The organism is Microbacterium murale, from assembly GCF_014635185.1.
GTDB lineage: Bacteria > Actinomycetota > Actinomycetes > Actinomycetales > Microbacteriaceae > Microbacterium > Microbacterium murale.
Genome location: NZ_BMCM01000003.1, coordinates 253,773 through 278,891 on the forward strand (window position 1 = coordinate 253,773; position 25,119 = coordinate 278,891).

21 protein-coding genes are annotated in these 25,119 nt (G+C 68.0%); all 21 read left to right on the forward strand.

The annotated features are described in order from the left end of the window. The first annotated feature begins 40 nt into the window (after window positions 1-40). The 21 genes from aroC to rpoZ all read left to right on the forward strand — a co-directional run bounded on the left by aroC (window position 41) and on the right by rpoZ (window position 25,116). Entirely contained in the window at window positions 41-1,270 is a 1,230-nt protein-coding gene (gene aroC, locus IEV67_RS10800; RefSeq protein ID WP_188436575.1) for a chorismate synthase, read from the forward strand. Continuing rightward, window positions 1,257-1,775, forward strand: a complete 519-nt coding sequence (locus IEV67_RS10805) for a shikimate kinase (RefSeq protein WP_188436576.1) — start codon at window positions 1,257-1,259, stop codon at window positions 1,773-1,775. Before aroC ends, IEV67_RS10805 begins: the two co-directional genes overlap by 14 nt. Beyond that, on the forward strand, window positions 1,772-2,860 hold the full coding sequence (gene aroB, locus IEV67_RS10810) for a 3-dehydroquinate synthase (protein WP_188436577.1): 1,089 nt from the start codon (window positions 1,772-1,774) through the stop codon (window positions 2,858-2,860). Before IEV67_RS10805 ends, aroB begins: the two co-directional genes overlap by 4 nt. Then, the gene (locus tag IEV67_RS10815; RefSeq protein ID WP_188436578.1) at window positions 2,857-3,408 is read left to right on the forward strand and encodes a GNAT family N-acetyltransferase; all 552 of its coding nucleotides are present in this window, start codon (window positions 2,857-2,859) and stop codon (window positions 3,406-3,408) included. The genes aroB and IEV67_RS10815 overlap by 4 nt, the downstream gene beginning before the upstream one ends. Beyond that, entirely contained in the window at window positions 3,405-3,848 is a 444-nt protein-coding gene (gene aroQ, locus IEV67_RS10820; RefSeq protein ID WP_188436579.1) for a type II 3-dehydroquinate dehydratase, read from the forward strand. Before IEV67_RS10815 ends, aroQ begins: the two co-directional genes overlap by 4 nt. Window positions 3,849-3,942: 94 nt before the next feature. Further along, entirely contained in the window at window positions 3,943-4,503 is a 561-nt protein-coding gene (gene efp, locus IEV67_RS10825) for an elongation factor P (RefSeq protein WP_033107080.1), read from the forward strand. A gap of 3 nt (window positions 4,504-4,506) precedes the next feature. Continuing rightward, window positions 4,507-4,917 carry a transcription antitermination factor NusB gene (gene nusB / locus IEV67_RS10830; RefSeq protein WP_188436580.1) on the forward strand — a complete coding sequence of 137 codons (411 nt, stop codon included), beginning with the start codon at window positions 4,507-4,509 and terminating at the stop codon, window positions 4,915-4,917. Window positions 4,918-4,982: 65 nt separating this feature from the next. Continuing rightward, on the forward strand, window positions 4,983-8,237 hold the full coding sequence (locus IEV67_RS10835; RefSeq protein WP_188436581.1) for a DEAD/DEAH box helicase: 3,255 nt from the start codon (window positions 4,983-4,985) through the stop codon (window positions 8,235-8,237). A gap of 205 nt (window positions 8,238-8,442) precedes the next feature. Further along, the gene (locus tag IEV67_RS10840) at window positions 8,443-9,831 is read left to right on the forward strand and encodes an MFS transporter (protein ID WP_229703081.1); all 1,389 of its coding nucleotides are present in this window, start codon (window positions 8,443-8,445) and stop codon (window positions 9,829-9,831) included. A 2-nt stretch (window positions 9,832-9,833) separates the two neighbouring features. Then, on the forward strand, window positions 9,834-11,456 hold the full coding sequence (locus IEV67_RS10845; protein ID WP_188436583.1) for an FAD-dependent oxidoreductase: 1,623 nt from the start codon (window positions 9,834-9,836) through the stop codon (window positions 11,454-11,456). After that, window positions 11,453-13,555 carry a molybdopterin oxidoreductase family protein gene (locus IEV67_RS10850; protein ID WP_188436584.1) on the forward strand — a complete coding sequence of 701 codons (2,103 nt, stop codon included), beginning with the start codon at window positions 11,453-11,455 and terminating at the stop codon, window positions 13,553-13,555. The genes IEV67_RS10845 and IEV67_RS10850 overlap by 4 nt, the downstream gene beginning before the upstream one ends. Window positions 13,556-13,645: 90 nt before the next feature. Then, entirely contained in the window at window positions 13,646-15,223 is a 1,578-nt protein-coding gene (locus IEV67_RS10855; RefSeq protein ID WP_188436585.1) for a Rieske 2Fe-2S domain-containing protein, read from the forward strand. A 71-nt stretch (window positions 15,224-15,294) separates the two neighbouring features. After that, on the forward strand, window positions 15,295-15,825 hold the full coding sequence (gene pyrR, locus IEV67_RS10860) for a bifunctional pyr operon transcriptional regulator/uracil phosphoribosyltransferase PyrR (protein ID WP_188436586.1): 531 nt from the start codon (window positions 15,295-15,297) through the stop codon (window positions 15,823-15,825). Beyond that, the gene (locus IEV67_RS10865; protein ID WP_188436587.1) at window positions 15,822-16,787 is read left to right on the forward strand and encodes an aspartate carbamoyltransferase catalytic subunit; all 966 of its coding nucleotides are present in this window, start codon (window positions 15,822-15,824) and stop codon (window positions 16,785-16,787) included. Before pyrR ends, IEV67_RS10865 begins: the two co-directional genes overlap by 4 nt. Next, window positions 16,787-18,121, forward strand: coding sequence for a dihydroorotase (locus tag IEV67_RS10870; protein WP_188436588.1), 1,335 nt, complete (start codon window positions 16,787-16,789; stop codon window positions 18,119-18,121). The genes IEV67_RS10865 and IEV67_RS10870 overlap by 1 nt, the downstream gene beginning before the upstream one ends. Further along, window positions 18,118-18,627 (forward strand): PH-like domain-containing protein, encoded by a 510-nt coding sequence (locus tag IEV67_RS10875; protein ID WP_188436589.1) that lies wholly within the window; start codon window positions 18,118-18,120, stop codon window positions 18,625-18,627. Before IEV67_RS10870 ends, IEV67_RS10875 begins: the two co-directional genes overlap by 4 nt. Further along, a complete protein-coding gene (gene carA, locus IEV67_RS10880) occupies window positions 18,624-19,766 on the forward strand; it encodes a glutamine-hydrolyzing carbamoyl-phosphate synthase small subunit (RefSeq protein WP_188436590.1) in 1,143 nt (380 codons plus the stop codon). The genes IEV67_RS10875 and carA overlap by 4 nt, the downstream gene beginning before the upstream one ends. Further along, window positions 19,766-23,053, forward strand: coding sequence for a carbamoyl-phosphate synthase large subunit (carB, locus tag IEV67_RS10885; protein ID WP_188436591.1), 3,288 nt, complete (start codon window positions 19,766-19,768; stop codon window positions 23,051-23,053). Before carA ends, carB begins: the two co-directional genes overlap by 1 nt. Further along, window positions 23,050-23,895, forward strand: coding sequence for an orotidine-5'-phosphate decarboxylase (gene pyrF, locus IEV67_RS10890; RefSeq protein WP_188436592.1), 846 nt, complete (start codon window positions 23,050-23,052; stop codon window positions 23,893-23,895). Before carB ends, pyrF begins: the two co-directional genes overlap by 4 nt. Next, complete coding sequence (gene gmk, locus IEV67_RS10895; protein ID WP_188436593.1) at window positions 23,888-24,793, forward strand: guanylate kinase; 906 nt, start codon at window positions 23,888-23,890, stop codon at window positions 24,791-24,793. Before pyrF ends, gmk begins: the two co-directional genes overlap by 8 nt. A gap of 65 nt (window positions 24,794-24,858) precedes the next feature. Then, a complete protein-coding gene (rpoZ, locus tag IEV67_RS10900; protein ID WP_033107065.1) occupies window positions 24,859-25,116 on the forward strand; it encodes a DNA-directed RNA polymerase subunit omega in 258 nt (85 codons plus the stop codon). The last annotated feature ends 3 nt before the right edge of the window (window positions 25,117-25,119 follow it).

Below are 25,119 nucleotides of genomic sequence, written 5' to 3' on the forward strand. Positions count from 1 at the left end.
GCGGCGAGAACAGGGTCTCCGCTCATGGGAGACTGGAGCAATGCTCCGCGTGCTCACGGCCGGCGAATCGCACGGTCCCGAACTCATTGCCGTCATGGAAGGGCTGCCGTCCGGCGTCCCGATCTCGTCCGAGGCGATCCAGCAGGATCTCGCCCGCCGCAAGCTCGGCTATGGACGCGGATCGCGCATGAAGTTCGAGCAGGACGAGCTGACGATCTCGGGCGGCGTCCGCCATGGCAAGTCCCTCGGCAGCCCGGTCGCCCTGCGCATCGGAAACACCGAGTGGCCGAAGTGGATCGAGGTCATGAACCCCGAGCCCGTCGAGATCACCGACAAGTCGCGCGGCCGTTCGGCGCCGCTGACCCGGCCACGACCAGGGCACGCCGACCTCGTGGGCATGCAGAAGTACGACTTCGACGAAGCACGACCGATCCTCGAGCGCGCGAGCGCGCGCGAGACGGCGGCACGTGTGGCACTCGGCGCGGTCGCCCGCTCGTTCCTCGGCGAGCTCGGCATCCGTCTCGTCAGCCACACATTGTCCATCGGCCCCGTGCGGGTTCCCGATGGCGCCGCGCTGCCCACGCCGGACGACGTCGACGCGCTGGACGCCGATCCGCTGCGGTGCTTCGACGCCGACACCTCTGCCGCAATGGTCGCGGAGGTCGACGACGCCCGCAAGGACGGCGACACGCTGGGCGGCATCGTCGAGGTGCTCGCCTACGGCCTTCCGCCCGGGCTTGGCTCGCACGTGCACTGGGACCGCCGTCTGGATGCCCGTCTCGCGCAGGCGCTCATGAGCATTCAGGCGATCAAGGGCGTCGAGGTGGGCGACGGCTTCGAGACCACGCGTCGTCGCGGCTCTGCCGCTCACGATGAGCTGTTCTCCGCCGACGCGGGTATCACCCGCGGTTCCGACCGGGCCGGCGGCACCGAGGGCGGCATGTCCACGGGGACCGTGCTGCGCGTGCGCGCCGGGATGAAGCCGATCGCGACAGTGCCGCACTCGCTGCGCACGATCGACGTCGCCACCGGTGAGACCGCGACCGCTCATCATCAGCGCTCCGACGTGTGCGCGGTTCCGGCGGCAGGTGTCGTCGCCGAGGCGATGGTCGCCGTCGAGCTCGCGAACGCCGTGCTGGAGAAGTTCGGCGGAGACAGCGTCCGTGAGACGGCCCGCAACCTGAAGAGCTACCTCGACGCGATCCCGGCAGAGCTGCGCACCGCGCCCGCCTCGGAGGCGGCACTGATCGCACACGATGAGCACGCCTGAGCAGCTGACCGTCGTGCTCGTCGGTCCGATGGGCGCCGGTAAGACCAGCGTCGGACGGCAGGTGGCCAAGCGCCTCGGCGTCAGGTTCATCGACACCGACAAGCGGATCGCCGCGGAGCACGGTCCGATTCCGGAACTCTTCGCGTCGCGGGGCGAACCGCACTTCCGCGAACTCGAGCAGGCGGCCGTGGCGACGGCGCTCCGAGAAGGGGGAGTGATCTCCCTGGGCGGCGGTGCGGTCAGCTCATCGGCGACACGTGCGCTTCTGCGTCAGCATCCGGTCGTCTTCCTGGCGGTGTCCCCGGAGGCCGTGGCCGAACGCATCCACAGCGGCGGGCGACCGCTCCTCGCGGGCGACGACGATCCGCTGGAACGTTGGAATCAGATCTACGAGCAGCGCCGCGGCTGGTACGAGGAGGTCGCGGACGTGACCTTCGACACCTCGCGTCGGCCGATGCAGCGCATCGCCGACGAGATCGCAGCATGGAGGAGAAAACAGGCATGAGCACCACCACGATCAGCGTGACAGGCCAGGCGTCATACGACATCACCGTCGGACGCGGCATCCTCGATCGGGTGTCCGCAGCTCTCGATCCCGCGGTGCGGAAGATCCTCGTGGTGCATCCGCCCACGCTCGCCGCCCGCGCTGCGGAACTGCGCGACCGTCTGCTCGCCGACACGACCGATGGTCCCCGAGAGGTGCTGCTGGCCGAGGTGCCTGACGCAGAGCAGGGCAAGCGCATCGAGGTCGCGGCGTTCTGCTGGCAGATCATGGGCCAGTCCGACTTCACCCGCACCGATGCGGTCGTCGGATACGGCGGTGGCTCCGTGACGGATCTCGCCGGCTTCGTCGCGGCCACCTGGCTGCGCGGCGTGCAGATCGTGCAGGTCCCGACCACCGTGCTCGGCCTCGTCGACGCCTCGGTCGGCGGCAAGACCGGCGTGAACACCGCCGAAGGCAAGAACCTCGTCGGTGCATTCTGGGCGCCGCGCGCCGTCATCGGCGACCTCGACGAGCTGAGCAGCCTCAGCACCCACGAGGCCACAGCAGGGTTCGCCGAGGTGGTCAAGGCCGGCTTCATCTGGTCGCCCGAGATCCTCGACATCATCGAGGCCGACCCTTCCCGTGCGGTCGACACGACGACCGACGAGTTCCGTCGCACGATCGAACTCGCGATCGACATGAAGGCGCAGGTCGTGTCGGAGGACTTCCGCGAGGCCGGTCAGCGGGAGATCCTCAACTACGGCCACACCCTCGGTCACGCGATCGAGCACGCCGAACGTTATCGCTGGCGCCACGGCGCCGCGATCTCGGTCGGGATGCTGTTCGCCGCCGAGATCTCCCGGCTCGCCGGCCGGCTCTCCGACGAGGCCGCAGACCGCCACCGCACCCTGCTGGAGTCTCTCGGCCTGCCCACCAGCTACCGCGCAGGCGCATGGCCGCAGCTGCTCGCGACCATGCAGCGCGACAAGAAGAGCCGTGGCGGGATGCTGCGCTTCATCGTGCTCGACGACATCGCCAAGCCCACCGTGCTGCGGGCGCCGGATGAATCGCTGCTCTTCGCCGCCTACCAGGAAGTCGGGGCATGAGCTTCGCAGTGCGTCGTATCCGCGCGGACGAGTGGGAGCGAGTGAGGGACCTGCGGCTGGACGCCGTTCGCGACCCCGCCGCGTCGATCGCGTTCCTGCACTCCTTCGAGGAGGAATCGACGCACGATGACGCGTTCTGGCAGCAGCGCGCCGCCGGCGCCGCGTCCGGAGAGGGCGTCGCGCAGTTCATCGCGGAGGCAGATGGCGATTGGATCGGCACGGTCTCGGTGCTGCGGCACACTGCAGGCTCGACCGACCACCACGGGCGTCCCGTCACCTCGTCACGGGGCGATGTCGTCGGCGTCTTCATCCGCCAGGAGAGCCGGGGCCGAGGCATCATCGACGCGCTCTTGGACGCAGCGGCGGAATGGGCCGCCTCGTTGGGAGACGCGAGGCTGACCCTCGACGTCCATGCGGACAACGCCAGGGCCCAGGCCGCGTACCGACGCGCCGGCTTCGCGGACACCGGAGTGCGCTTCACCGCATCCATCGGCCCCGAGATCGAGATGGCGCGGGAGATCGTCGACGGCGATAGGGTGCAGGCGTGACTGCACAGCGCCGCATCCTGCTCGTCAACGGACCGAACCTCAACCTGCTCGGCACTCGTGAACCCGAGGTGTACGGCACCGCGACGCTGACGGACGTCGTGCGGGTCACGACCGACGCCGCGGCAGCAGCGGGGTTCGAGGTGCGCAGCATCCAGAGCAATCATGAGGGCGTGCTGATCGACGCGATCCACGCGGCACGTGAGGACTGCGCCGGCATCGTGATCAACCCCGGCGGGCTCACGCACACCTCCGTCGCGTTGCGCGATGCGCTCACCGGCGTGTCCCTGCCGTTCGCCGAGGTGCATGTCTCGGACGTACATGCGCGAGAGGAGTTCCGGCACTTCTCCTACCTCCAGGACGTCGCGGCAGTGCGCGTGATCGGCGAGGGCGTTGACGGCTACGCGAACGCCGTACGTCAGCTCACGGCACTCATCCCGTAGAATCGACTGTCGGCCGGCACTTCGAACCAGCAACGGCTCGAACCCGAAACGGCGAAGACCGGCCCCTCATCAACGGAAACGGAACATTCAGCGCATGGCATCCACCGCAGACATCAAGAACGGCGTCGTCCTCAGCATCGACGGACAGCTCTGGAACGTCATCGAGTTCCAACACGTCAAGCCCGGCAAGGGCGGCGCGTTCGTGCGCACCAAGCTGAAGAACGTCGTCTCGGGCAAGACCGTGGACCGCACGTACAACGCCGGCGCGAAGATCGAGATCGAGAACGTCGATCGCCGCGACTTCACCTACCTGTACGCCGACGGCGACGGCTTCGTGTTTATGGACACGACCGACTACGACCAGATCACCGTCGGTGCGGCCACCGTCGGCGACGCGAAGAACTTCCTGCTGGAGAACCAGCAGGTCACGATCGCTCTCAACAACGGCAACCCGCTCTACATCGACCTTCCCGCATCGGTCACGCTCGAGGTGACATACTCCGAGCCCGGCCTGCAGGGCGACCGCTCCTCGGCCGGCACCAAGCCGGCGACGGTGGAGACCGGGTACGAGATGCAGGTGCCGCTGTTCATCGAGACCGGAACGAAGATCAAGGTCGACACCCGCACGGGTGAGTACCTCGGTCGCGAGAAGTAAGGCGTGGGCGCTCGGACGAAGGCGCGCAAGCGCGCACTCGACATCCTCTTCTCCTCGGACGTCCGCGGAGACGACCTCGCGGTCGCTCTCGCCGCAGAAGCCAAGCGTGCCGCCAGCGAACCCGCTCGCGAGGCCTCCTGGCTGTACGCACGCGAGATCGTCGATGGGATCGTCGATCACCGCGACGAGATCGACGAGCACATCGTGACGCACAGCCGTGACTGGAAGATCGAGCGGATGCCCGCCGTCGATCGTGCGCTGCTGCGCATCGGCGTGTGGGAGATCCTGCACAACGACGAGGTGCCGACCGCGGTCGCGATCGACGAGGCCGTGGAACTCGCCAAGGAGTTCTCCACCGACGACTCCGGCGCATTCGTGCACGGCGTGCTCGCGAGGGTGGCCCGCGCCAGCTGATCCGATGGGTGCGCGCATGCGCGCCCGTGGAGCGCAGTGTCGGTGCTCACCGAGAGGATGCCGGTATGCCAGCGCCGTACGTCGACCCCGCTGCCATCCGTGCCCTGACGGACGACGGCGGGTTCGGCCGCGGCCTGTCGTATCAGCGTTCGGGCATGGTGACACGCACCTCGTGGGACGATGCCGAGCGAGTACTCACATCTGTCGTGGCGGGGTCGGCCGGCCACTCGTACCGCTGCTCGATCCGCTTCTCCGCAAGCGGTGTGACCGCTTCTGTGGCGTCGGCGTTCTGCTCGTGTCCGGTGGCGCAGGGCTGCAAGCACGTCGTCGCGACGCTGCTCGTGAACAATGACGATGCCGTGCTGTCACCGGCGGTCACCCGTGACCGGCCGGCACCCGCCGCCTGGCGCGCCCTCGTGCCAGCGGCCTCCGCCGACGGCTCGACAGCGATCGCCCTCGGAGTGGAACTGCGCCAGCGGGCGGCCGGTGGAGCGCATCACTGGTCGCCGCGGCCCGTGCGCCCCGTCACCCCGCGCGACCTCGCCAAAGGAACAGGAGAGCTGCTCCTCGGCATCCGTCCGCTCATGCGCAGCGCGGCGACCGGTTCCTGGATCCAGGGCGATGTGTCCTGGGACTCGGTGCGCCGTTCGGCCGCGCTGTTCGGTCGTGAGCGCGTGCGCTGGTTCGCCGACCTGCTGAGCCTTTCGCGCGACTCCCTGCTGTCTGGCACCGCGGGTGACTGGCTCTCGATGGATCTGATCGAATCCTCGCTGCTGTGGGGCCATCTTCGTCAGGCATCCGGCCTCGGCATCCCGTTGGTGCCGACCCAGAAGAGCACGACGGTGGCGCTCGGAGAGACCGCGTCCGTCGCGGCGGAGTTCACGCGGCAGGAAGACGGCGCGCTCAGCATCGGTGCGGAGATCATCCTCGACGATCGGGTGGTTCCCACTTCGTCGGTACGGGCCATCGGTCACTCGGGGATCTACACGGCCGAGTCGCTCGGCAGCCGCATCGCCCTCACGCTGGCCGAGGTCGAACTCAGCGACCCGGTCCACGCGCTCCTCAAGGCCCAGGGCGCGATCACCGTCTCGAAGGCCGACGAGGCGGCGTTCCTCCGCGAGGCGTACCCGGCGCTGGCCAGACGTGCGCCGATCCGCACCGTCGGCGCGGTGAAGCTGCCAGCCGTGCCGTTGCCGCAGCCGACCCTGGTCGTGACGTTCCGTGCCGGCGACACGATCGACTACGCATTCGAATGGACCTACAAGGGCCATGGACGATTCCCTCTCTCGCCGACAGCGGATGCCGTGCGCGATGCGCCGGCCGAACGGGAGCGTCAGAGCGAGCTAGAGCAGCTCTGGCAGCGGCTCTCCGACTCCGTCTTCACGGCATCCGCGACGCTGCACGACATCGACGCCGCCGAGTTCGTCGCGCACGTCGTTCCCGCCTTCCAGGCACAGGGCGTCAGCATCGTCGAGAACGGCACGCGCAAGGACTACCAGGAGATCACCGGCATCCCGGAGATCACCGTCTCGACCGTGGAGACCGTCGACGCCGACTGGTTCGACCTCGGGGTGCTCGTGAAGATCGACGGGCGCACCATCCCGTTCACGCCGCTGTTCACGGCGATGGCCAAGGGCAGACGCAAGCTGCTGCTCGTCGACGGCAGCTATCTGTCGCTCAATCACCCCGCACTCGACCGGCTCCGTGAGCTGATCGACGAGGCCTCAGAACTGCAGGAGTGGGAGACCGGCCCGCGCATCAGCCGCTACCAGACGGATCTGTGGGAGGAGTTCGAAGACCTCGCGGACGAGGCGCTCCCCGCCGTGAACTGGCGCGCCACGGCGGAAGGGCTGCGCGCGGCGACCGAGGTGCCTGCGACGCCCGTGCCGGTGGGGCTTCACGCCGAGCTGCGGCCGTATCAGAGGGCCGGATTCGACTGGCTCGCATTCCTGTGGACGCATCGCCTCGGCGGCATCCTCGCCGACGACATGGGGCTCGGCAAGACCATCCAGCTGCTCTCGCTCGTGCTGCACGCCAAGGAGGCGGGGGAGAAGCGGCCTTTCCTCGTCGTCGCCCCCACGTCCGTGCTCGGCTCCTGGCACAGCGAAGCCGCGCGCTTCGCTCCAGGCCTGCGGGTACGCGTGATCGACAGCAGCAGCGTCAAGCGCGACGCCATGACGGATGCTGCGCAGAACGCCGACGTCGTGATCACCTCGTACACGCTGGTGCGCCTCGACGAGAAGGAGTTCGCCGAGACCCGATGGGCCGGACTCATCCTCGACGAGGCGCAGTTCGTGAAGAACCCCAAGACGAAGCAGCACCGCGCCGTCGCCGCTCTGAAGGCCGACGTCGTGTACGCCGTGAGCGGTACCCCGATGGAGAACAGCCTCACCGATCTCTGGGCGCTGCTGAAGCTCGCGGCCCCTGGCCTGTTCGCGTCGGCGAGGAAATTCGGCGAGGAGTACGTGCAGCCCATCGAGAAGGGCAAGGTTCCGGAGAACGAGGAGGGCGGAGAGTACCGGCAGCGGCGCCTGGAAAGGCTGCGCCGCCGCATCCGTCCGCTCATGCTCCGACGGACCAAGCAACTGGTGGCCGCAGATCTGCCCGAGAAGCAGGAGCAGCACCTGCACGTCGAGCTCAGCCCCTCGCACCGACTGCTGTACGACACGGTGCTCCAGCGAGAGCGGCAGAAGGTGCTGGGTCTGCTCGAAGACCTCGACCGCAACCGATTCATCGTCTTCCGCTCCCTCACGATGCTGCGGCTGCTGAGCCTGTCGCCGGGTCTCGTGGATCCGGCGGACGCGAAGATCGGGTCACGCAAGCTGGATGCGCTTCTCGAGCACGTGCAGGAACTGCAGGCAGAAGGCCACCGGGCGCTCGTGTTCAGTCAGTTCACCTCGTTCCTGAAGGAGGCGGCGACGCGGCTCGAGCATGCCGGCATCGCGTACGCGTACCTGGACGGATCGACGACCAGACGTCCCCACGTCATCGACGCCTTCCGGACGGGCGAACAGCCCGTGTTCCTGATCAGCCTGAAGGCCGGCGGGTTCGGCCTCACCCTCACTGAGGCCGACTACGTGTTCCTGCTGGATCCCTGGTGGAACCCGGCCGCCGAAGCGCAGGCGGTGGACCGTACGCACCGCATCGGGCAGCAGAACCCGGTCATGGTTTACCGGATGATCTCCTCCGGCACGATCGAGGAGAAGGTCCTCGCCCTCCAGGAGCGCAAGGCGCGCCTGTTCACGGCGGTCATGGACGACGAGGAGATGTTCGCCCAGTCGCTCACCGCTGACGACATCCGGGGACTGTTCGAGAGCTGAGCGCGGCGGTGCTGCACGAACCCAACCGGCGCACCGCGTGTTACGACGACGTCACGCACCCCTCACCGAGTCCATTCGCGCAGGTGACGCAGAAGTGACGCAGCGGAAACGAAACCCGTCATAGCCCGAAACAGCGCACTCCTATCGTCGATGCCGTACCGTCCGGAAGTCTCGGACCCGCGCGTATCAGGGGGCAGCCGTGGTCATCTCGTCCGTCGCAGCATCGCAGCATCAGCGCACGCAGCCGATCGTGCTCACCCGTCGGCCAGGGCGGTGGATCGACGGGTTCGATCCTGAGAACTCCGATTTCTGGCGCACCGAGGGCCGCCCGATCGCCCGGCGCAACCTCGGGTGGTCGATCTACGCGGAGTTCCTCGGCTTCATCGTCTGGCAGTTGTGGAGCGTCGTGGTCGTGCTGCTGCCGGCGGCAGGCTTCACCTTCACCAGCGCGGAGACGTTCTGGTTGCTGTCCGTGCCCAGCCTCCTCGGCGCGACGCTGCGCTTCCCCTACACGTTCATGGTGCCGCGCTTCGGCGGACGCAACTGGACGATCGTCTCGGCGCTTCTGCTGCTCATTCCCGCCTCACTGCTGGCCGTCGTCGTCGGCAACCCGGAGACGCCGTTCTGGCTGATGCTGGTGATCGCCGGACTCGCCGGATTCGGCGGAGGGAACTTCGCCAGCTCGATGGCGAACATCACCTACTTCTTCCCCCAGCGGGAGAAGGGCTGGGCACTCGGCCTCAACGCCGCAGGTGGAAACCTCGGCACCTCGGTCGCGCAGTTCTTCGTGCCGATCGTGGTCTCGGTCACAGCCGGCATAGGTCTCGGTCTGCCGCTGGCCGGCTGGATGTGGGTGCCGTTCATCCTGGTGGCCGCCTGGGGAGCGTGGCGGTTCATGGACAACCTCTCGTCGGCCAAGGCCGATCTCGCCGGCTCGGCCGCCGCGCTGCGAGAGGGCCATCTGTGGTTGCTGTCGCTCCTGTACGTCGGCACATTCGGATCGTTCATCGGCTTCTCCAGTGTCTTCCCGAAACTCCTCGTGGACGAGTTCCCGGAGTTCGCCGCCGTTCACGTCGGTGCCGCCGTCGTGTCTCTGGCGTTCCTGGGTGCTCTCGTCGGGTCTCTGTTCCGACCCCTCGGTGGCCGCCTGGCCGACCGTTTCGGCGGAGCGCGAGTGACGATCGTGGCCTTCGCGGTGATGGCGCTCGGAGCGTTCGGCATTCTCGGTGTGCTGGCGCTCGGACAGTTCTGGCTGTTCCTCGCCTGCTTCCTTGTGCTCTTCGCCGCCACCGGAGTCGGCAACGGCTCTACGTACCGGATGATCCCGATCGTCTTCACCGCCAGGGCGGTCGCACGACGAGAAGGAGACGGCGCGCTGGTCGCACGTCGCGCTGCAGCGGCGCTCGGGCTCATCTCCGGAATCGGCGCCTACGGCGGATTCGTCGTGCCGCAGGTGCTGAACGCCTCACAGCTCGCGTCGGGCGGCTACGAGGCCGCCTTCATCGGATTCGGCGTCGCGTACCTCGTGCTCCTCGTCATCACGGTCGTCGTGTACGCCGTGCCCCGTGCCTCTCTCGACGGACGGCGGATCTGAGCGTGCCGGGCGGCGACGGACGACTTCGGGTGGTGATCGTCGGGTTCGGTCCGGTCGGTGCGCGGCTCTGCGAAGAGCTGCTGCCGACAGTGAAGGCGGGGCTGATCGATCTCACCGTCATCGGTGCCGAGTCGGATGCGCCGTACAACCGCGTCCTGGTGGCCGAGATGACGGTCGGCCGGACGGATGCCGCGAACATCACCATGCACGACCCGCAGGAGAGCAGGAACGCAGGGGTGGACGTGCGCCTCGGCACCCGGGTCGTCGGTATCGACAGGGCGAGGAGGCAGGTCGAGTTGTCGACCGGCGACCGGGTGACGTACGACCGCCTCGTGCTCGCGACGGGTGCACGCGCGAACGTGCCCACTCTCACCGGCATCGACCGGCCGGTCTTCGATCTGTCGTCGCTGTCCAGGGCGGGCTCCGGTGCGATCGGGACTGACCCGGTGCTGCCGACGGGGGTGACGGTGTTGCGAGACCTCACGGACGCCGACCGCATTCGTGCGGCACTGCGTGAAGGGGCGAGGATCGTCGTGCTGGGCGCCGGTGTCCTCGGCCTGGAGTTCGCCTTGCTCGCGGCCGGCACCGGCACAGAGGTCGCGGTCGTGCATCACGGCGCCACGCCCATGCCGCGCAACCTCGACCGAGGTGCCGGTATCGTGCTCTCCCGCGCGCTGCGGGCCGGCGGCGTCACGGTGTACGCGCACAGCCGTGCCGAGGCGGTCGCCTTCCGCACGCGCGATGACGGCACGCCCGGCTTCGACGCATTGGTCACAGCGGACGGCAACTACGTCCGAGGCGACTTGCTCGTGCTCTCCTGCGGCGTCGGCGCGCGGGCGGAGCTCGCGACGACATCGGGTCTGCGCACGGCTGCGGGGATCGTGGTCGACGAGCAGCTGCGTTCCTGGAGCGACGACGACGTCTTCGCGATCGGCGATTGCGCTCACATCGTGGAGCGCACTGCCGAGACGAACGGACGTGCGCGTCTGCCAGGTGCGCCGGCCGGTCTCATCGGTCCCGGATGGCGGCAGGCCGAGTGGCTCGCTCGTCGCCTCGCGGCTGAAGCAGCGGGTGTCGCGCTTCCCGCGGGTGCACCGCCGGAGCGGGACTCGGTCGTCATGCTGAAGGCCGAGCAGATCGATGTCGCGGCTGTGGGCGACGTCGACGTGGACATCTGGGATGCGCCGGCGCCCGACGACACGGCACCCCACCGCCACGTCGCCCAATGGGCCGACCCGCAGCACGGCCGCTATCTCAAGGTGGTGACGAGGGACGGGGTTCTCGAGGCGTTCGCCAGCGTCGGGATGCCGCGCACAGCCGCCGAACTCACACTGCTGTTCGACCGCAGGGGGGAGCTGCCTGCTGATCGCTCGCTGCTGCTGCGGATGGATGGGGCGGATGACGGCGCGGTCGCGAGCGCGGACGCGTTCGCCCCGACCGCGACGGTCTGCTGGTGCAACGGCGTCAGCGTGCACGGCATCGAGGACTCGGTGGCCAAGGGCAATGACACCGTGGCCTGTCTGGGACGCGACACGCGGGCCGGAACAGGGTGCGGCGGATGCAAGCCCCGTCTCGCCGAACTCATCGAGAGGTTCACCGCTTCCGAACAGGTCGCACCGGCATGACGATCGAGACGCACACGCACTGTCCGTACTGCGCCCTGCAGTGCGCGATGACGCTCACGCCCAGAGCGCTGGACGCTGCGAGCGGCGAACCGTCCCTGACTGTCACCGGACGCTCCTTCCCGACCAACCGCGGTGGGCTGTGCAAGAAGGGCTGGACGTCTTCGACGCTGCTCGACTCGGACGACCGCATCCGCACACCTCTCGTCCGCGACGACAACGGTGAGCTCGTGCCGGCCGAGTGGTCCGCGGCGCTCGACCTGCTCGCGCAGCGCATCCGAGCGCTGCAGGACGAGCACGGCCGCGACAGCATCGGTGTGTTCGGCGGTGGCGGCCTCACCAACGAGAAGGCCTACCAACTGGGCAAGTTCGCGCGCATCGCGCTCGGCACGTCGCGCATCGACTACAACGGACGCTTCTGCATGTCCTCGGCCGCCGCGGCCGCGAACCGTGCCTTCGGCATCGATCGCGGCCTGCCGTTCCCACTCACCGATCTGGACGCGGCGAAGACGGTGCTGATGCTGGGCTCGAACGTCGCAGAGACCATGCCGCCGTTCCTGTCGCACCTCGCCGGCGTACGCGGCGCCGGCGGCCTCATCATCGTCGACCCGCGCCGCAGCGCGACGGCGAGACTCACCGAGGAGGGGCAGGGCATTCACGTGGCGCCGGCCCCGGGGACGGACCTCGAACTGCTGCTCGGTCTCACGCACATCGTGATCGCCGAGCGCCTGTTCGACATCGCCGGTCTCGAGGAGCACAGCACCGGATTCGATGACCTGCGCCGCAGCGTGGCGGCGTGGTGGCCGGCCCGCGTGCAGCAGGTGACAGGCGTACCCGTCACCGTGCTGAGAGATGTGGCGCGACGCCTGTCGTCCGGCGAGGAGACCTTCATCCTGACCGGTCGGGGCGTGGAACAGCACGCGAACGGCACCGACACAGCGACCGCCGCCATCAACCTCGCACTGGTCCTCGGACTGCCCACGCGACCGGGCAGCGGGTACGGCACGCTCACCGGTCAGGGCAACGGCCAAGGCGGCCGCGAGCACGGGCAGAAGTGCGATCAGTTGCCCGGCTATCGCAAGATCACCGACCCGGCTGCCCGTGCCCATGTGGCCGGCGTGTGGGGCGTGCGCGCCGAGGACCTGCCAGGCCCTGGTCTGCCCGCCGTGCAGCTGCTGGCCTCGATCGACGAGCCGGATGGGATCCGCGCATTGCTGGTGCACGGCTCCAACCCCGTCATCTCCGCACCCGATGTCGGCGCCGTGCGCGGTCGGCTCGCACGCCTGAACCTTCTCGTGGTGTGCGACTTCTTCCTCTCCGAGACCGCGGCGATGGCGGACATCGTCCTGCCTGTCACGCAGTGGGCCGAGGAAGAGGGCACGATGACGAACCTCGAAGGACGGGTGATCCGTCGCAGGCGTGCGGTCGATCCGCCCGACGGAGTGCGCAGCGAGCTGTGGATCTTTGCCGAGCTCGCCCGTCGGCTGGATGCGCCGGGTCGCTTCGACCTCGAACCGGCACTGGTGTTCGACGAGCTGGCGCGCGCGTCGGCGGGTGGCGTCGCCGACTACTCAGGACTCAGTCATGATCTGCTCGACGACGGTGGTGAGGCGTACTGGCCCTATCCGAGCGGCAGCGAAGGCACACCGCGCCCGCTGCTCGACGGGTACCGGCATCCAGACGGCCGAGCGCGCATCGTGCCGGTGTCGGTCGCACCTCGCCCCGAGAGCACGGCCACCGGAAGCCAGCTCACGCTCATCACCGGTCGGCTGCTCGAGCACTACCAATCCGGCGCGCAGACGCGACGCGTGCCCGAGCTGATGGCCGCGCGCGGCGCGCTCGAGGTGACGTTGCATCCGTCCACCGCAGCAGATCGCGGCCTCCGCGACGGAGACCACGCCGTGCTCGAGAACGCCCGCGGCACCGTCACTGCGAGGGTCGTGACGAGCGTCGACATCAGGCCGGACACGGTGTTCCTGCCCTTTCACTTCACCGGAGCACACAGCGCGAACCTTCTGACGATCGATGCCACCGATCCGATCTCGGCGATGCCGGAGTTCAAGACCGCCGTCGTCCGCGTGCGCGCAGCCGCGGTCCACTGACGCCGTCGCGATCGACCCGCCCGGCCCGGCCTCGGCGTGCGTTCAGAGGGCCCCGGGTACAATCGTGAGGTCAATCTCAGAAGGAGCGCAATGCGGATCACGGGGCTCGGCCACGCCGGAATGTTCATCGAGACGGTCGGCGGAAACATCATCTGCGACCCGGTGATGGGCCCTTCGTTCTACGGCTCCTGGTTCCCGTTCCCCGACAACCGCGGGCTCGACTGGGAGAAGCTCGGCCGCGAGGCGGACTTCCTCTACATCTCGCACCGCCACCGCGATCACTTCGATCCCGCGTTGCTGCAGCGCTACATCCGCAAGGACATCGAGGTGCTGCTGCCGGACTATCCGATCGACGATCTCGAGAAGGACATCCGCGCCCTCGGCTACGACAACATCACGTATGCGCCGGCAGGCGAAGTCATCGAGCGCGGTGAGTTGAAGATCATGATCACGCCGCTGCGCGCCCCCAGCGACGGACCGATCGGCGACTCGTCGCTCAGCGTCGACGACGGCACGGCATCCGTGCTCAACCAGAACGACTCGCATCCGCTGGACCTCGAGAAGCTCCTGAGCTTCGGCAAGCCGGATGCGTACTTCACGCAGACCTCCGGGGCGATCTGGTGGCCGATGGTCTACGACCTGCCGCAGGACGCGAAGCAGAACTTCGCGCGACTCAAGCGCGACGCGCAGAACAAGCGGGCGATGTTCTACATCGAGAAGGTCGACGCCCCGCACGTGTTCCCGATGGCGGGACCGCCGATGTTCCTGCGTGATGAGCTGTTCAGGTACAACGGCTTTGGACTCGACGACGACTCGATCTTCACCGACCAGAAGCAGTTCCTCGCGCACCTCGAGGAGAAGGCGCCGCAGTACGACGGGCAGCTGTTCGTGCCAGGCACGGTCGTCGAGCTGGACCACGCCGATATGACGATCACCCAGACTCTGTACACGGATGCCGAGATCGCCCACATCTTCGACGAGAAGTGGGAGTACCTCGAAGAGCAGCGCGCGAGCCGCCAGCAGGAGATCCGTGATGAAGAGGCGTCTCGCGCCGCGATCATCGCGCCCGACGAGATGCTCGCCACTCTCAAGGCGTGGTGGGAGCCGCTGCTGAAGAAGTCGCGCACCATCCGCCTCGGCGTCGGCGGCTGCGTGCGTTTCCGCATCGGCGACCTCGACATGGTGGTCGACTTCCCGCGGGCCAAGGTCCGCGAGTACGCGGGGGAGGAGTGCATCTACTGGTACACGATCCCCGCCGATCTGGTCTCCACGAACATCCGCGACCACGAGATCGACTGGTCCAACTCGATCTTCCTGTCGATGCAGTTCCACGTCGGCCGCAGCGGCAAGTTCAACGAGTTCCTCACGACCTTCCTCAAGTGCCTCTCGGTCGATCGCATCGAGTACGTCGAGAACTGGTACTCGGAGCAGACCGATCAGACCGAGGATGCCGAGATCGGCGACTGGGTCGTGCAGCGCCGCTGCCCCCACCTGCGTGCCGACCTCACCAAGACCGGAAAAGTCGACGAGGACGGCGTGCTCACGTGCAGCATGCACGATTGGAAGTGGGACCTGAAGACCGGGCGGTGCCTGACGACCACCGGACACCCGATCCGGGCCACCAGCATCGATGAGGTCACAGACGACGCACTGCGTCTGGGCGTGTGATCGCGCACGCTAGAGTGGATTGTGCAAGCAACCTTTAACACCGTCCAGAGAGGCGGAGAAGGGAGCGGTGAATGAGCGCACGAACTGTGCTGCATGAAGCCGATATCTCGCGGGCTCTGACCCGTATCGCGCATGAGATCCTCGAATCCAATCGAGGAGCCGAGAACCTCGTCCTGCTGGGCATCCCGACCCGCGGAGTCACTCTCGCTCACCGCCTCGGCGCGCTGGTCAGCAGCATCTCCCAGACCTCGGTCCAGGCCGGCTCCCTGGATGTGACACTGTTCCGCGACGACCTCGCGAAGCAGCCCACCAGGTCGCCGCAGCCCACCGACATCCCCGCCGGCGGCATCGACGGCAAGACGGTCGTGCTCGTCGACGACGTGCTGTTCTCCGGGCGCAGCATCCGCGCCGCCCTCGACGCGATCCAGTCGATCGGCCGCCCTTCGACCGTGCGTCTGGCGATTCTCGTGGATCGCGGACACCGCGAGCTTCCGATCCGCCCGGACTTCATCGGCAAGAATATCCCGTCCTCCCGCCAGGAGCGCGTGAACGTGCGCCTGTTCGAGAACGACGGCGCCGAGGAGGTGACGATCGGAGAATGAGGAACCTCCTCGACACCCGTACCCTCGATCGCGAGAGCGCTCTGCGCATCCTCGACGTCGCCGAGGACATGTCGGACACGCAGTCCCGCGAGAACAGGAAGCTGCCGACACTGCGCGGCAAGACCGTGGTCAACCTGTTCTTCGAGGACTCCACCCGCACGCGCATCTCATTCGAGGCCGCCGCCAAGCGCCTCTCCGCCGACGTCATCAACTTCGCCGCAAAGGGCTCCAGCGTCTCGAAGGGCGAGAGCCTGAAGGACACCGCGCAGACCCTGCAGGCCATGGGTGCGGATGCCGTCGTCATCCGCCACCACGCCTCCGGCGCACCGCGGACACTCGCGACCAGCGGCTGGATCACCGCTGGCGTCGTCAACGCCGGCGACGGCACGCACGAGCATCCGACCCAGGCGCTGCTCGACGCCTTCACCATCCGCAAGCGCCGATTCGGGGCCGACAGCCGCGGCCGCGATCTCTCCGGCATCCGCGTCGTGATCGTCGGCGATGTGCTGCACTCGCGCGTCGCGCGCTCGAACGTCTGGCTGCTCACGACCCTCGGCGCGGAGGTCACCCTCGTCTCACCGCCGACACTGGTGCCGCAGAACGTCTCGCAGTGGCCGGTGCGCGTGCTCTACGACCTCGACGAGGCACTCGCCGACGGCCCGGATGCGGTGATGATGCTGCGCATCCAGCTCGAACGGATGAACGCCGCGTATTTCCCGAGTGAGCGGGAGTATTCCCGGCGTTGGGGGCTGGACGCCGTGCGTGCGGCGACTCTGCCGGGCGATAGCATTGTCATGCACCCCGGACCCATGAATCGCGGCCTGGAGATCTCCGCCGAAGCCGCGGATTCGCCGCGCTCGACGGTACTGGAACAGGTCACCAACGGTGTGTCAGTGCGCATGGCGGTGCTCTACCTGCTGCTGGCAGGAGAACGAGACGACGAACGAGGAGAAGGCAGCTGATGGACACCCTCGTGATCACCGGGGCACAGCTTCTCGGTGCGGACAGCGCCGACATCGTGGTGGAGAACGGCGTCATCGCCGAGATCGGCACTGGCCTGAGCCGTGCAGGCGCCCGTGTCATCGATGCGAACGGCCTCGTCGCGCTGCCGGGCCTCGTCGACCTGCACACGCACCTGCGCGAGCCGGGGTACGAGGCGTCCGAGACGATCCTCACCGGTACCAGGGCCGCCGCAGCCGGCGGCTTCACCGCCGTCTTCGCGATGCCGAACACCTCGCCGGTGGCCGACTCCGCCGGCGTCGTCGAGCAGGAGCTCGCGCTCGGCGAGGCGGCCGGCTACGCCACCGTGCAGCCGATCGGCGCCGTCACCGTCGGGCAGAAGGGCGAACGACTCGCCGAGCTCGGCGCCATGGCCACCTCACGTGCCAAGGTGCGCGTCTTCAGCGACGACGGGTTCTGCGTCTTCGATCCGCTGATCATGCGCCGCGCACTCGAGTACGTGAAATCGTTCGGCGGCGTGATAGCGCAGCATGCACAGGACCCGCGTCTCACCGAGGGCGCGCAGATGAACGAGGGCGTCGTCTCCGCAGAGCTCGGGCTCGCCGGATGGCCGGCCGTCGCCGAGGAGTCGATCATCGCCCGCGATGTGCTGCTCGCAGAGCATGTCGGATCGCGCCTGCACGTGTGCCACCTGTCGACCGCCGGTTCGGTCGACATCATTCGCTGGGCCAAGAAGCGCGGCATCGACGTCACGGCGGAGGTCACTCCGCACCACCTGCTGCTCACGGACGAACTGGTCCGCGGCTACGACGCCCGCTACAAGGTGAACCCTCCGCTGCGTCGCGAGGAAGACGTACTCGCCGTCCGTGAGGGACTGGCCGACGGCACGATCGACATCGTCGCCACCGACCACGCCCCTCATCCCAGCGAGAACAAGGCCTGCGAATGGCAGGCCGCCGCGAACGGCATGGTGGGCCTCGAGAGCGCACTGCGCGTCGTGCACCAGTCGATGGTGCAGACCGGCCTGATCGGATGGGCCGACGTCGCCCGCGTCATGAGCGCGACGCCCGCACGCATCGGACTTCTCGACGGTCATGGCACGCCGCTGGAGGCCGGTCAGCCTGCGCAGATCACGCTGTACGACGCCTCGCGCGAGGGCACCTTCACGGCTGCCGACCTGCACGGTCGCAGCCGCAACTCGCCGTACCTCGGGCGCGACCTGCCCGGCCGTGTCGAATGGACGATCCACCACGGCGTCGTCACGGTGGAGTCCGGCGCCGTCGTCGAAGAGCTCGCGGCTTTCGATGCCCCGAGCGACCGCGGGAGCATGAAATGAGCATGCGAGACTTCGCGGTCGCCATCACCATCGTGGTGGCGGTGCTCGTCCTGCTGTCCATGTATCTGGCGTGGCGACGACGCCTGCGGCGCGACGGCGTGCACGTCGCGCCGATGGGCGTCCCCGAGCACGCGGAGGTCCTGGCCAGGCACGAGGTGCTCTACGTCTCGACGACACGCCACGATCAGCCGCTCGAGCGCCTGGCGATCACACCGCTCGCATACCGTGCCCGCGGCGAGATCGCGGTGACGGACCGTGGCGCCGCGCTCTGCCTCGACGGCGCACCCACGGTCTTCCTCGCATCCGCGGCACTCGTGCAGGTCGACCGTGCAACGGTCACGATCGACCGCGTCGTCGAGCCGAACGGTCTCGTGCGACTCGCATGGAACGTGTCCGACGACACGGTCGTCGACTCGTACCTGCGCGTCACGACCGGCGACCCACAGAACCTCATCTCAGAACTCCAGCGGCTCATCCCCGCGAAAGACACAGGAGCCGAATCATGACCCTGCCAGATCCCGCCGTCCTCGTCCTGGAAGACGGCACCCGCCACGTCGGCCGCGCTTATGGCGCACGGGGGACCACGCTCGGTGAGGTCGTCTTCTCGACCGGCATGAGCGGGTACCAGGAGACGCTGACCGACCCGTCCTACGCCGGCCAGATCGTGCTGCAGACCGCACCCCACATCGGCAACACCGGCATGAACGACGAAGACACCGAGTCACGACGCATCTGGGTCGCCGGCTACATCGTGCGCGATCCCTCACGCGTGGTGTCGAACTGGCGCGCGAACGCGTCTCTGGACGAGATCCTCGTCCGCGACGGCATCGTCGGCATCAGCGGCATCGACACCCGGTCGATCACCCGGCACATCCGCTCCGCCGGTTCCATGCGCGGCGGCATCTTCTCCGGCGCGGATGCCGCGCTGGATGCTGACGAGCAGCTGCGCCGCGTGCAGCAGGCCCCCGAGATGAGCGGTCAGAACCTGTCGGCACAGGTCTCGGTCGAGGTCGCAGAGGTCACGACGGCGGTGGGGGAGCGCATCGGCAACCTCGCTGTGCTCGACCTCGGCGTGAAGCAGGCGACGATCGACAATCTCGCCGCCCGCGGTTTCGAGGTGCACGTGCTGCCGCAGTCCGCGACCATCGAAGACATCCGCGCGGTCGATCCGGTCGCGGTGTTCTACTCCAACGGACCGGGTGACCCTGCAGCATCCGGCGATCACGTCGCCCTGCTGCGCAACGTGCTCGACGACGGCCTGCCGTTCTTCGGCATCTGCTTCGGCAACCAGCTGCTGGGTCGCGCACTGGGTCTCGGCACCTACAAGCTGCCCTTCGGCCACCGCGGTATCAACCAGCCCGTACTCGACAAGAGCACAGGCAAGGTCGAGATCACCGCGCACAACCACGGCTTCGCGGTCGAGGCGCCACTCGAGGGCGCGTTCGACAGCCCGAACGGCTACGGAAAGGTCGAGGTCAGCCACGTCGGCCTCAACGACAACGTCGTCGAGGGCCTCCGTGCCCTCGACATCCCCGCCTTCTCGGTGCAGTACCACCCCGAGGCCGCGGCCGGCCCGCACGACGCCAACTACCTCTTCGACCGGTTCCGTGACCTCGTCATCGCAAGCCAGAAGGACGCCAAGTAATGCCAAAGCGCGACGACATCAACTCCGTCCTCGTCATCGGATCCGGCCCGATCGTCATCGGTCAGGCCTGCGAGTTCGACTACTCCGGCACCCAGGCGTGCCGTGTGCTGCGCGAGGAGGGCGTGCGCGTCATCCTCGTCAACTCCAACCCGGCCACGATCATGACCGACCCGGACTTCGCCGATGCGACCTACATCGAGCCGATCACCTGGCAGGTCATCGAGACGATCATCGCGAAGGAGAAGCCCGACGCGATCCTTCCGACGCTCGGCGGCCAGACGGCGCTGAACGCCGCGATCGAGTTGCACAATCACGGCATCCTGGAGAAGTACGACGTCGAGCTGATCGGCGCGAGCTTCGAAGCCATCAACAAGGGCGAGGACCGGCAGATCTTCAAGCAGCTGGTGCTCGATGCGGGCGCCGACGTCGCGAAGAGCCGCATCGCCCACACCATGGACGAGGTCCTCGCCGCGGCCGACGAGTTGGGCTACCCGCTCGTCGTGCGCCCAAGCTTCACGATGGGCGGTCTCGGCTCCGGCTTCGCATACGACGAGAAGGACCTCCGGCGCATGGCGGGCGCCGGGCTGCACGATTCGCCGACCAGCGAAGTGCTCCTCGAGGAGTCGATCCTCGGCTGGAAGGAGTACGAGCTCGAGCTCATGCGCGACACCGCCGACAACACGGTCGTCGTCTGCTCCATCGAGAACGTCGACCCCGTCGGCGTGCACACCGGCGACTCCATCACGGTCGCCCCGGCGCTCACGCTGACCGACCGCGAGTACCAGAAGCTCCGCGACATCGGCATCGACATCATCCGCGCCGTCGGCGTCGACACCGGCGGCTGCAACATCCAGTTCGCGATCGACCCGGCCGACGGCCGGATCATCGTGATCGAGATGAACCCCCGTGTCTCGCGCTCCAGCGCCCTCGCCTCGAAGGCCACCGGGTTCCCGATCGCCAAGCTCGCCGCGAAGCTCGCGCTCGGCTATCGCCTCGATGAGATCCCGAACGACATCACGGGTGTGACCCCCGCGAGCTTCGAGCCCACGCTGGACTACGTGGTCGTCAAGGTGCCGCGCTTCGCGTTCGAGAAGTTCCCGGCCGCCGACCCGACCCTGACCACCACTATGAAGTCGGTGGGCGAGGCCATGGCGATCGGCCGCAACTACGCCACCGCGCTGCAGAAGGCACTCCGTTCGCTCGAGAAGCGCGGCTCCAGTTTCCACTGGGGTGAGGAGACGCGCAGCGTCGACGAACTGCTCGAGATCTCGAAGACCCCGACCGATGGCCGCATCGTCGTGCTGCAGCAGGCGCTGCGCAAGGGCGCGACGATCGAGCAGGCGTTCGACGCCACGGCGATCGACCCGTGGTTCCTCGACCAGATCGTGCTGATCAACGAGGTGGCAGAGACCGTCCGCACGGCCGGCGAGCTCGATGCCGCCACGCTCCGCTACGCGAAGGAGCACGGCTTCTCCGACGTGCAGCTCGCCGAGATCCGCGGCATCAGCGAGGCGGAGGCGCGCGGCGTGCGCCACGGTCTCGGCATCAGCCCGGTCTACAAGACGGTCGACACATGTGCGGGGGAGTTCCCCGCACTCACGCCCTACCACTACTCGAGCTACGACTTCGAGACCGAGGTCGCGCCATCCGAGCGCACCAAGGTCGTCATCATCGGCTCTGGCCCGAACCGCATCGGTCAGGGCGTCGAGTTCGACTACTCGTGCGTGCACGCGTCGTTCGCGCTGTCGGATGCCGGCTACGAGACGGTGATGGTCAATTGCAACCCCGAGACGGTCTCGACCGACTACGACACCTCCGACCGGCTGTATTTCGAGCCGCTCACGCTGGAGGACGTTCTCGAAGTGCTCGACGCCGAAGCCGCCAGCGGCACGATCCTCGGTGTCGTCTGCCAGCTCGGCGGTCAGACTCCGCTCGGGCTCGCCAAGGGCATCGAAGCGGCCGGCTACACCGTGCTGGGCACGAGCCCAGAGGCGATCGACATCGCCGAGGAGCGCGAGCTGTTCTCGCAGTTGCTGGACTCGGCAGGCCTCATCGCCCCGCGTCACGGCACGGCCACCGATGTGGACGGCGCCGTCGTCATCGCGGAGGACATCGGCTACCCGGTGCTGGTGCGTCCGAGCTTCGTGCTCGGCGGACGCGGCATGGAGATCGTGTACGACACCGCGAGCCTGCGCGACTACTTCGTGCGCACGGCCGGCGAGGTCATCGTCGGCCCCGGCACGCCGCTGCTGGTCGACCGCTTCCTCGACGACGCCATCGAGCTCGATGTCGATGCCCTCTACGACGGGAACGAACTGTACATCGGCGGCGTCATGGAGCACCTCGAAGAGGCCGGCATCCACTCCGGCGATTCCAGCTGCACGCTGCCGCCCATCTCGCTGGGGCGCAGCGACATCGATCGGGTGCGCATCGCGACCCTCGCGATCGCCGAGGGCGTCGGCGTGCGCGGCCTGCTGAACGTGCAGTTCGCGATCAGCGCCGGAGTGCTCTACGTCATCGAGGCGAATCCGCGGGCCAGCCGTACGGTGCCGTTCGTGTCGAAGGCGCTCGGCATCCCACTGGCGAAGGCCGCGAGCCGCATCATGGTCGGCGCCACGATCGATGAGCTGAAGACCGAGGGCCTGCTGCCGGTCTCGGACGGATCGCGCGTGCCGCTCGGCGCGCCGGTCGCCGTCAAGGAGGCCGTGCTGCCGTTCAAGCGGTTCCGCACCAGGGATGGCAAGATCGTCGACTCCGTGCTCGGGCCGGAGATGCGCTCGACCGGTGAGGTCATGGGCATCGACAAGGACTTCCCGACCGCGTTCGCGAAGAGCCAGGCCGCGGCCTACGGCGGCATGCCGACCTCAGGCACCGTCTTCATCTCGGTCGCCGACGCCGATAAGCGCGCTGTGATCCTCCCAGCGCACCGGCTGCAGCAGCTCGGATTCCACCTGGTCGCCACCGAGGGGACCGCCGAGATCCTGTCGCGCAACGGCATCGCGGTCACCGTGGTGTCGAAATACAGCGAGACGCTCGAGAACGGCGAGCAGAACATCGTCGACCTCATCAACGACGGCGAGATCGACATCATCGTCAACACGCCCTCCGGTGGGGCCGCGCGAGCGGACGGCTACGAGATCCGCGCCGCAGCCGTCGCCGCGGACAAGGCGCTGTTCACTACGATGGCAGTTCTCGGTGCCGCCGTCAGCGGTATGGACGCCGCCGACGAGGGCTTCGATGTGAAGAGCCTCCAGGAGTACGCGATCGAGCGAGAGGCAGCCCTATGACCGAACGCTTCGGGGAGCGCGTCAGGGCCGCACTCGGCGCCCATGGTCCGCTCTGCGTCGGCATCGACCCGCACCAGGCGCTCCTGGCCTCATGGAGGCTGCCGGATTCCGCAGAAGGAGTGCGAGAGTTCGGCCTGCGAACCGTGGATGCCGCCGCGGGACGGGTGGGGATCGTGAAGCCGCAGGTGTCGTTCTTCGAGCGCTTCGGCTCTGCAGGATTCGCCGCACTCGAAGAGGTGCTCGCCGCGGCGCGTGACGCAGGTCTCATCGTGATCGCCGACGCGAAGCGCGGAGATATCGGCACGACGATGGACGCGTACGCCGCAGCGTGGTTCACGCCCGGCTCGCCGCTCGAGGCGGATGCGCTCACGGTGAACCCGTTCCTCGGCGTCGGCTCGCTCGAGAGCACGTTCGCTCTCGCAGACGAACTGGGCAAGGGAGTCCTGGTGCTCGCCGCGACCAGCAATCCTGAGGCGGCCCCCGTGCAGCGCGCACGGACCGCGGACGCGCAGACCGTATCGGCCGCGATCATCGGCGAGGTCAGCGCACGCAACGCGCGTTCGACCCCGGACGGCGAATGGGCCGATCTCGGATTCGTGATCGGTGCGACAGTGGACTGGACGAATGCCGGCATCGCCGAGTTCGCCCCCGCCACCCCCATCCTCAGCCCCGGCTTCGGCGCGCAGGGCGCAGGTCCCGCGGATCTGCGCGCACGGTTCGGCGCGCATGCGCCGATGGTCATCGCATCGGAGAGCCGCAGCATCCTCTCCGCCGGCCCAGACGGGATCGCCGCGACCATCGACGCCCGCGCCGCCGAGTACCGGGAGGCGCTGAATGTCTGAACGCACCGTTCCCGAGGTCGACCGCGCCGCAGCCGCACGTCGCGCCGTCGAACGGCGCCGTGCAAGGGCCGCGCTCAAGCGCGACCTGACGATGCGCGTCGTCGCCCCGCAGACCATCGCAGCACAGGCATTCGACGATGCGGAATCCGTCGCCGGATCCATGCGCATCACCGACTTCCTGCTCGCGCTGCCCGCGATCGGCGTCGGCAAGCGCGACCGGATCCTCGTCGAACTCGACATCTCACCGGTGAAGCGGCTCGGCGGGCTCGGCGTACGCCAGCGTGTGAGCCTCAAGCGATGGCTCGACGAGCGCTTTCCCGCGCAGGCGCCACGGTCCGGACGCAGCCGGCTGCTCGTGCTGGCGGGTCCGACCGCCGTCGGCAAAGGAACCGTCGCTGCCCACATCCGTGAGAACCACCCCGAGATCCACCTCTCGGTGTCCGCGACCACCAGGCCGCCACGCCCGGGCGAGGTCGACGGCGTGCACTACTTCTTCGTCGACGACGCGGAGTTCGATCGGCTGATCGCCGAAGACGCGCTCCTCGAGCACGCGGTCGTCCACAATCGCTCTCGCTACGGCACGCCGCGCGCGCCGATCGACCACGCCCTTTCCGAGGGCAAGACCGTGCTTCTCGAGATCGATCTGCAGGGAGCACGCCAGGTGCGCGCCGCCGAACCGTCTGCGACGCTCATCTTCCTGCTGCCGCCCTCGTGGGACGAACTGGTCCATCGGCTGGTCGGCCGCGGCACCGAGAACGAGGAGGAACGCGCCCGCAGACTGCGCACCGCGAAGGTCGAATTGGCCGCTCAGAGCGAGTTCGATTACCGCATTGTGAACGAGGACGTCGCCACTGCCGCTCGCGAGGTCGTAGAATTGTCTGAGGCGACTGCGCGCTGAGGGTATTCGCGCGCCCGCCGATTCGACTTCGCGACGAACCCGTCGCCTGATCTGGAGGTCCCACCATGGCCGGACACCACACCAAGGGCATCATCGACCCGCCGATCGACAACCTGCTCGACCGCGTCGAGTCGAAGTATGAACTGGTCATCTACGCGTCCAAGCGCGCGCGCCAGATCAACGACTACTACGCAGACCTCCACGAGGGCAACCTGTTCGACAACGTCGGACCGCTGGTGGACTCGTCCGTCGAGGACAAGCCGCTGACGATCGCGCTCCACGAGATCAACGAGGACAAGCTGCGCCTTCGCCACGCTGAGTGAAGG

Bases quoted from the DNA above. Each gene is read 5' to 3' on its own strand.
- IEV67_RS10875 (WP_188436589.1), top strand. From the start codon at position 18,118: ATGAGCATGCGAGACTTCGCGGTCGCCATCACCATCGTGGTGGCGGTG.
- carA (WP_188436590.1), top strand. From the start codon at position 18,624: ATGACCCTGCCAGATCCCGCCGTCCTCGTCCTGGAAGACGGCACCCGC.
- IEV67_RS10850 (WP_188436584.1), top strand. From the start codon at position 11,453: ATGACGATCGAGACGCACACGCACTGTCCGTACTGCGCCCTGCAGTGC.
- rpoZ (WP_033107065.1), top strand. From the start codon at position 24,859: ATGGCCGGACACCACACCAAGGGCATCATCGACCCGCCGATCGACAAC.
- IEV67_RS10865 (WP_188436587.1), top strand. From the start codon at position 15,822: ATGAGGAACCTCCTCGACACCCGTACCCTCGATCGCGAGAGCGCTCTG.
- aroC (WP_188436575.1), top strand. From the start codon at position 41: ATGCTCCGCGTGCTCACGGCCGGCGAATCGCACGGTCCCGAACTCATT.
- IEV67_RS10835 (WP_188436581.1), top strand. From the start codon at position 4,983: ATGCCAGCGCCGTACGTCGACCCCGCTGCCATCCGTGCCCTGACGGAC.
- pyrF (WP_188436592.1), top strand. From the start codon at position 23,050: ATGACCGAACGCTTCGGGGAGCGCGTCAGGGCCGCACTCGGCGCCCAT.
- IEV67_RS10815 (WP_188436578.1), top strand. From the start codon at position 2,857: ATGAGCTTCGCAGTGCGTCGTATCCGCGCGGACGAGTGGGAGCGAGTG.
- gmk (WP_188436593.1), top strand. From the start codon at position 23,888: ATGTCTGAACGCACCGTTCCCGAGGTCGACCGCGCCGCAGCCGCACGT.
- IEV67_RS10870 (WP_188436588.1), top strand. From the start codon at position 16,787: ATGGACACCCTCGTGATCACCGGGGCACAGCTTCTCGGTGCGGACAGC.
- IEV67_RS10805 (WP_188436576.1), top strand. From the start codon at position 1,257: ATGAGCACGCCTGAGCAGCTGACCGTCGTGCTCGTCGGTCCGATGGGC.
- carB (WP_188436591.1), top strand. From the start codon at position 19,766: ATGCCAAAGCGCGACGACATCAACTCCGTCCTCGTCATCGGATCCGGC.
- aroB (WP_188436577.1), top strand. From the start codon at position 1,772: ATGAGCACCACCACGATCAGCGTGACAGGCCAGGCGTCATACGACATC.
- IEV67_RS10855 (WP_188436585.1), top strand. From the start codon at position 13,646: ATGCGGATCACGGGGCTCGGCCACGCCGGAATGTTCATCGAGACGGTC.
- pyrR (WP_188436586.1), top strand. From the start codon at position 15,295: ATGAGCGCACGAACTGTGCTGCATGAAGCCGATATCTCGCGGGCTCTG.
- efp (WP_033107080.1), top strand. From the start codon at position 3,943: ATGGCATCCACCGCAGACATCAAGAACGGCGTCGTCCTCAGCATCGAC.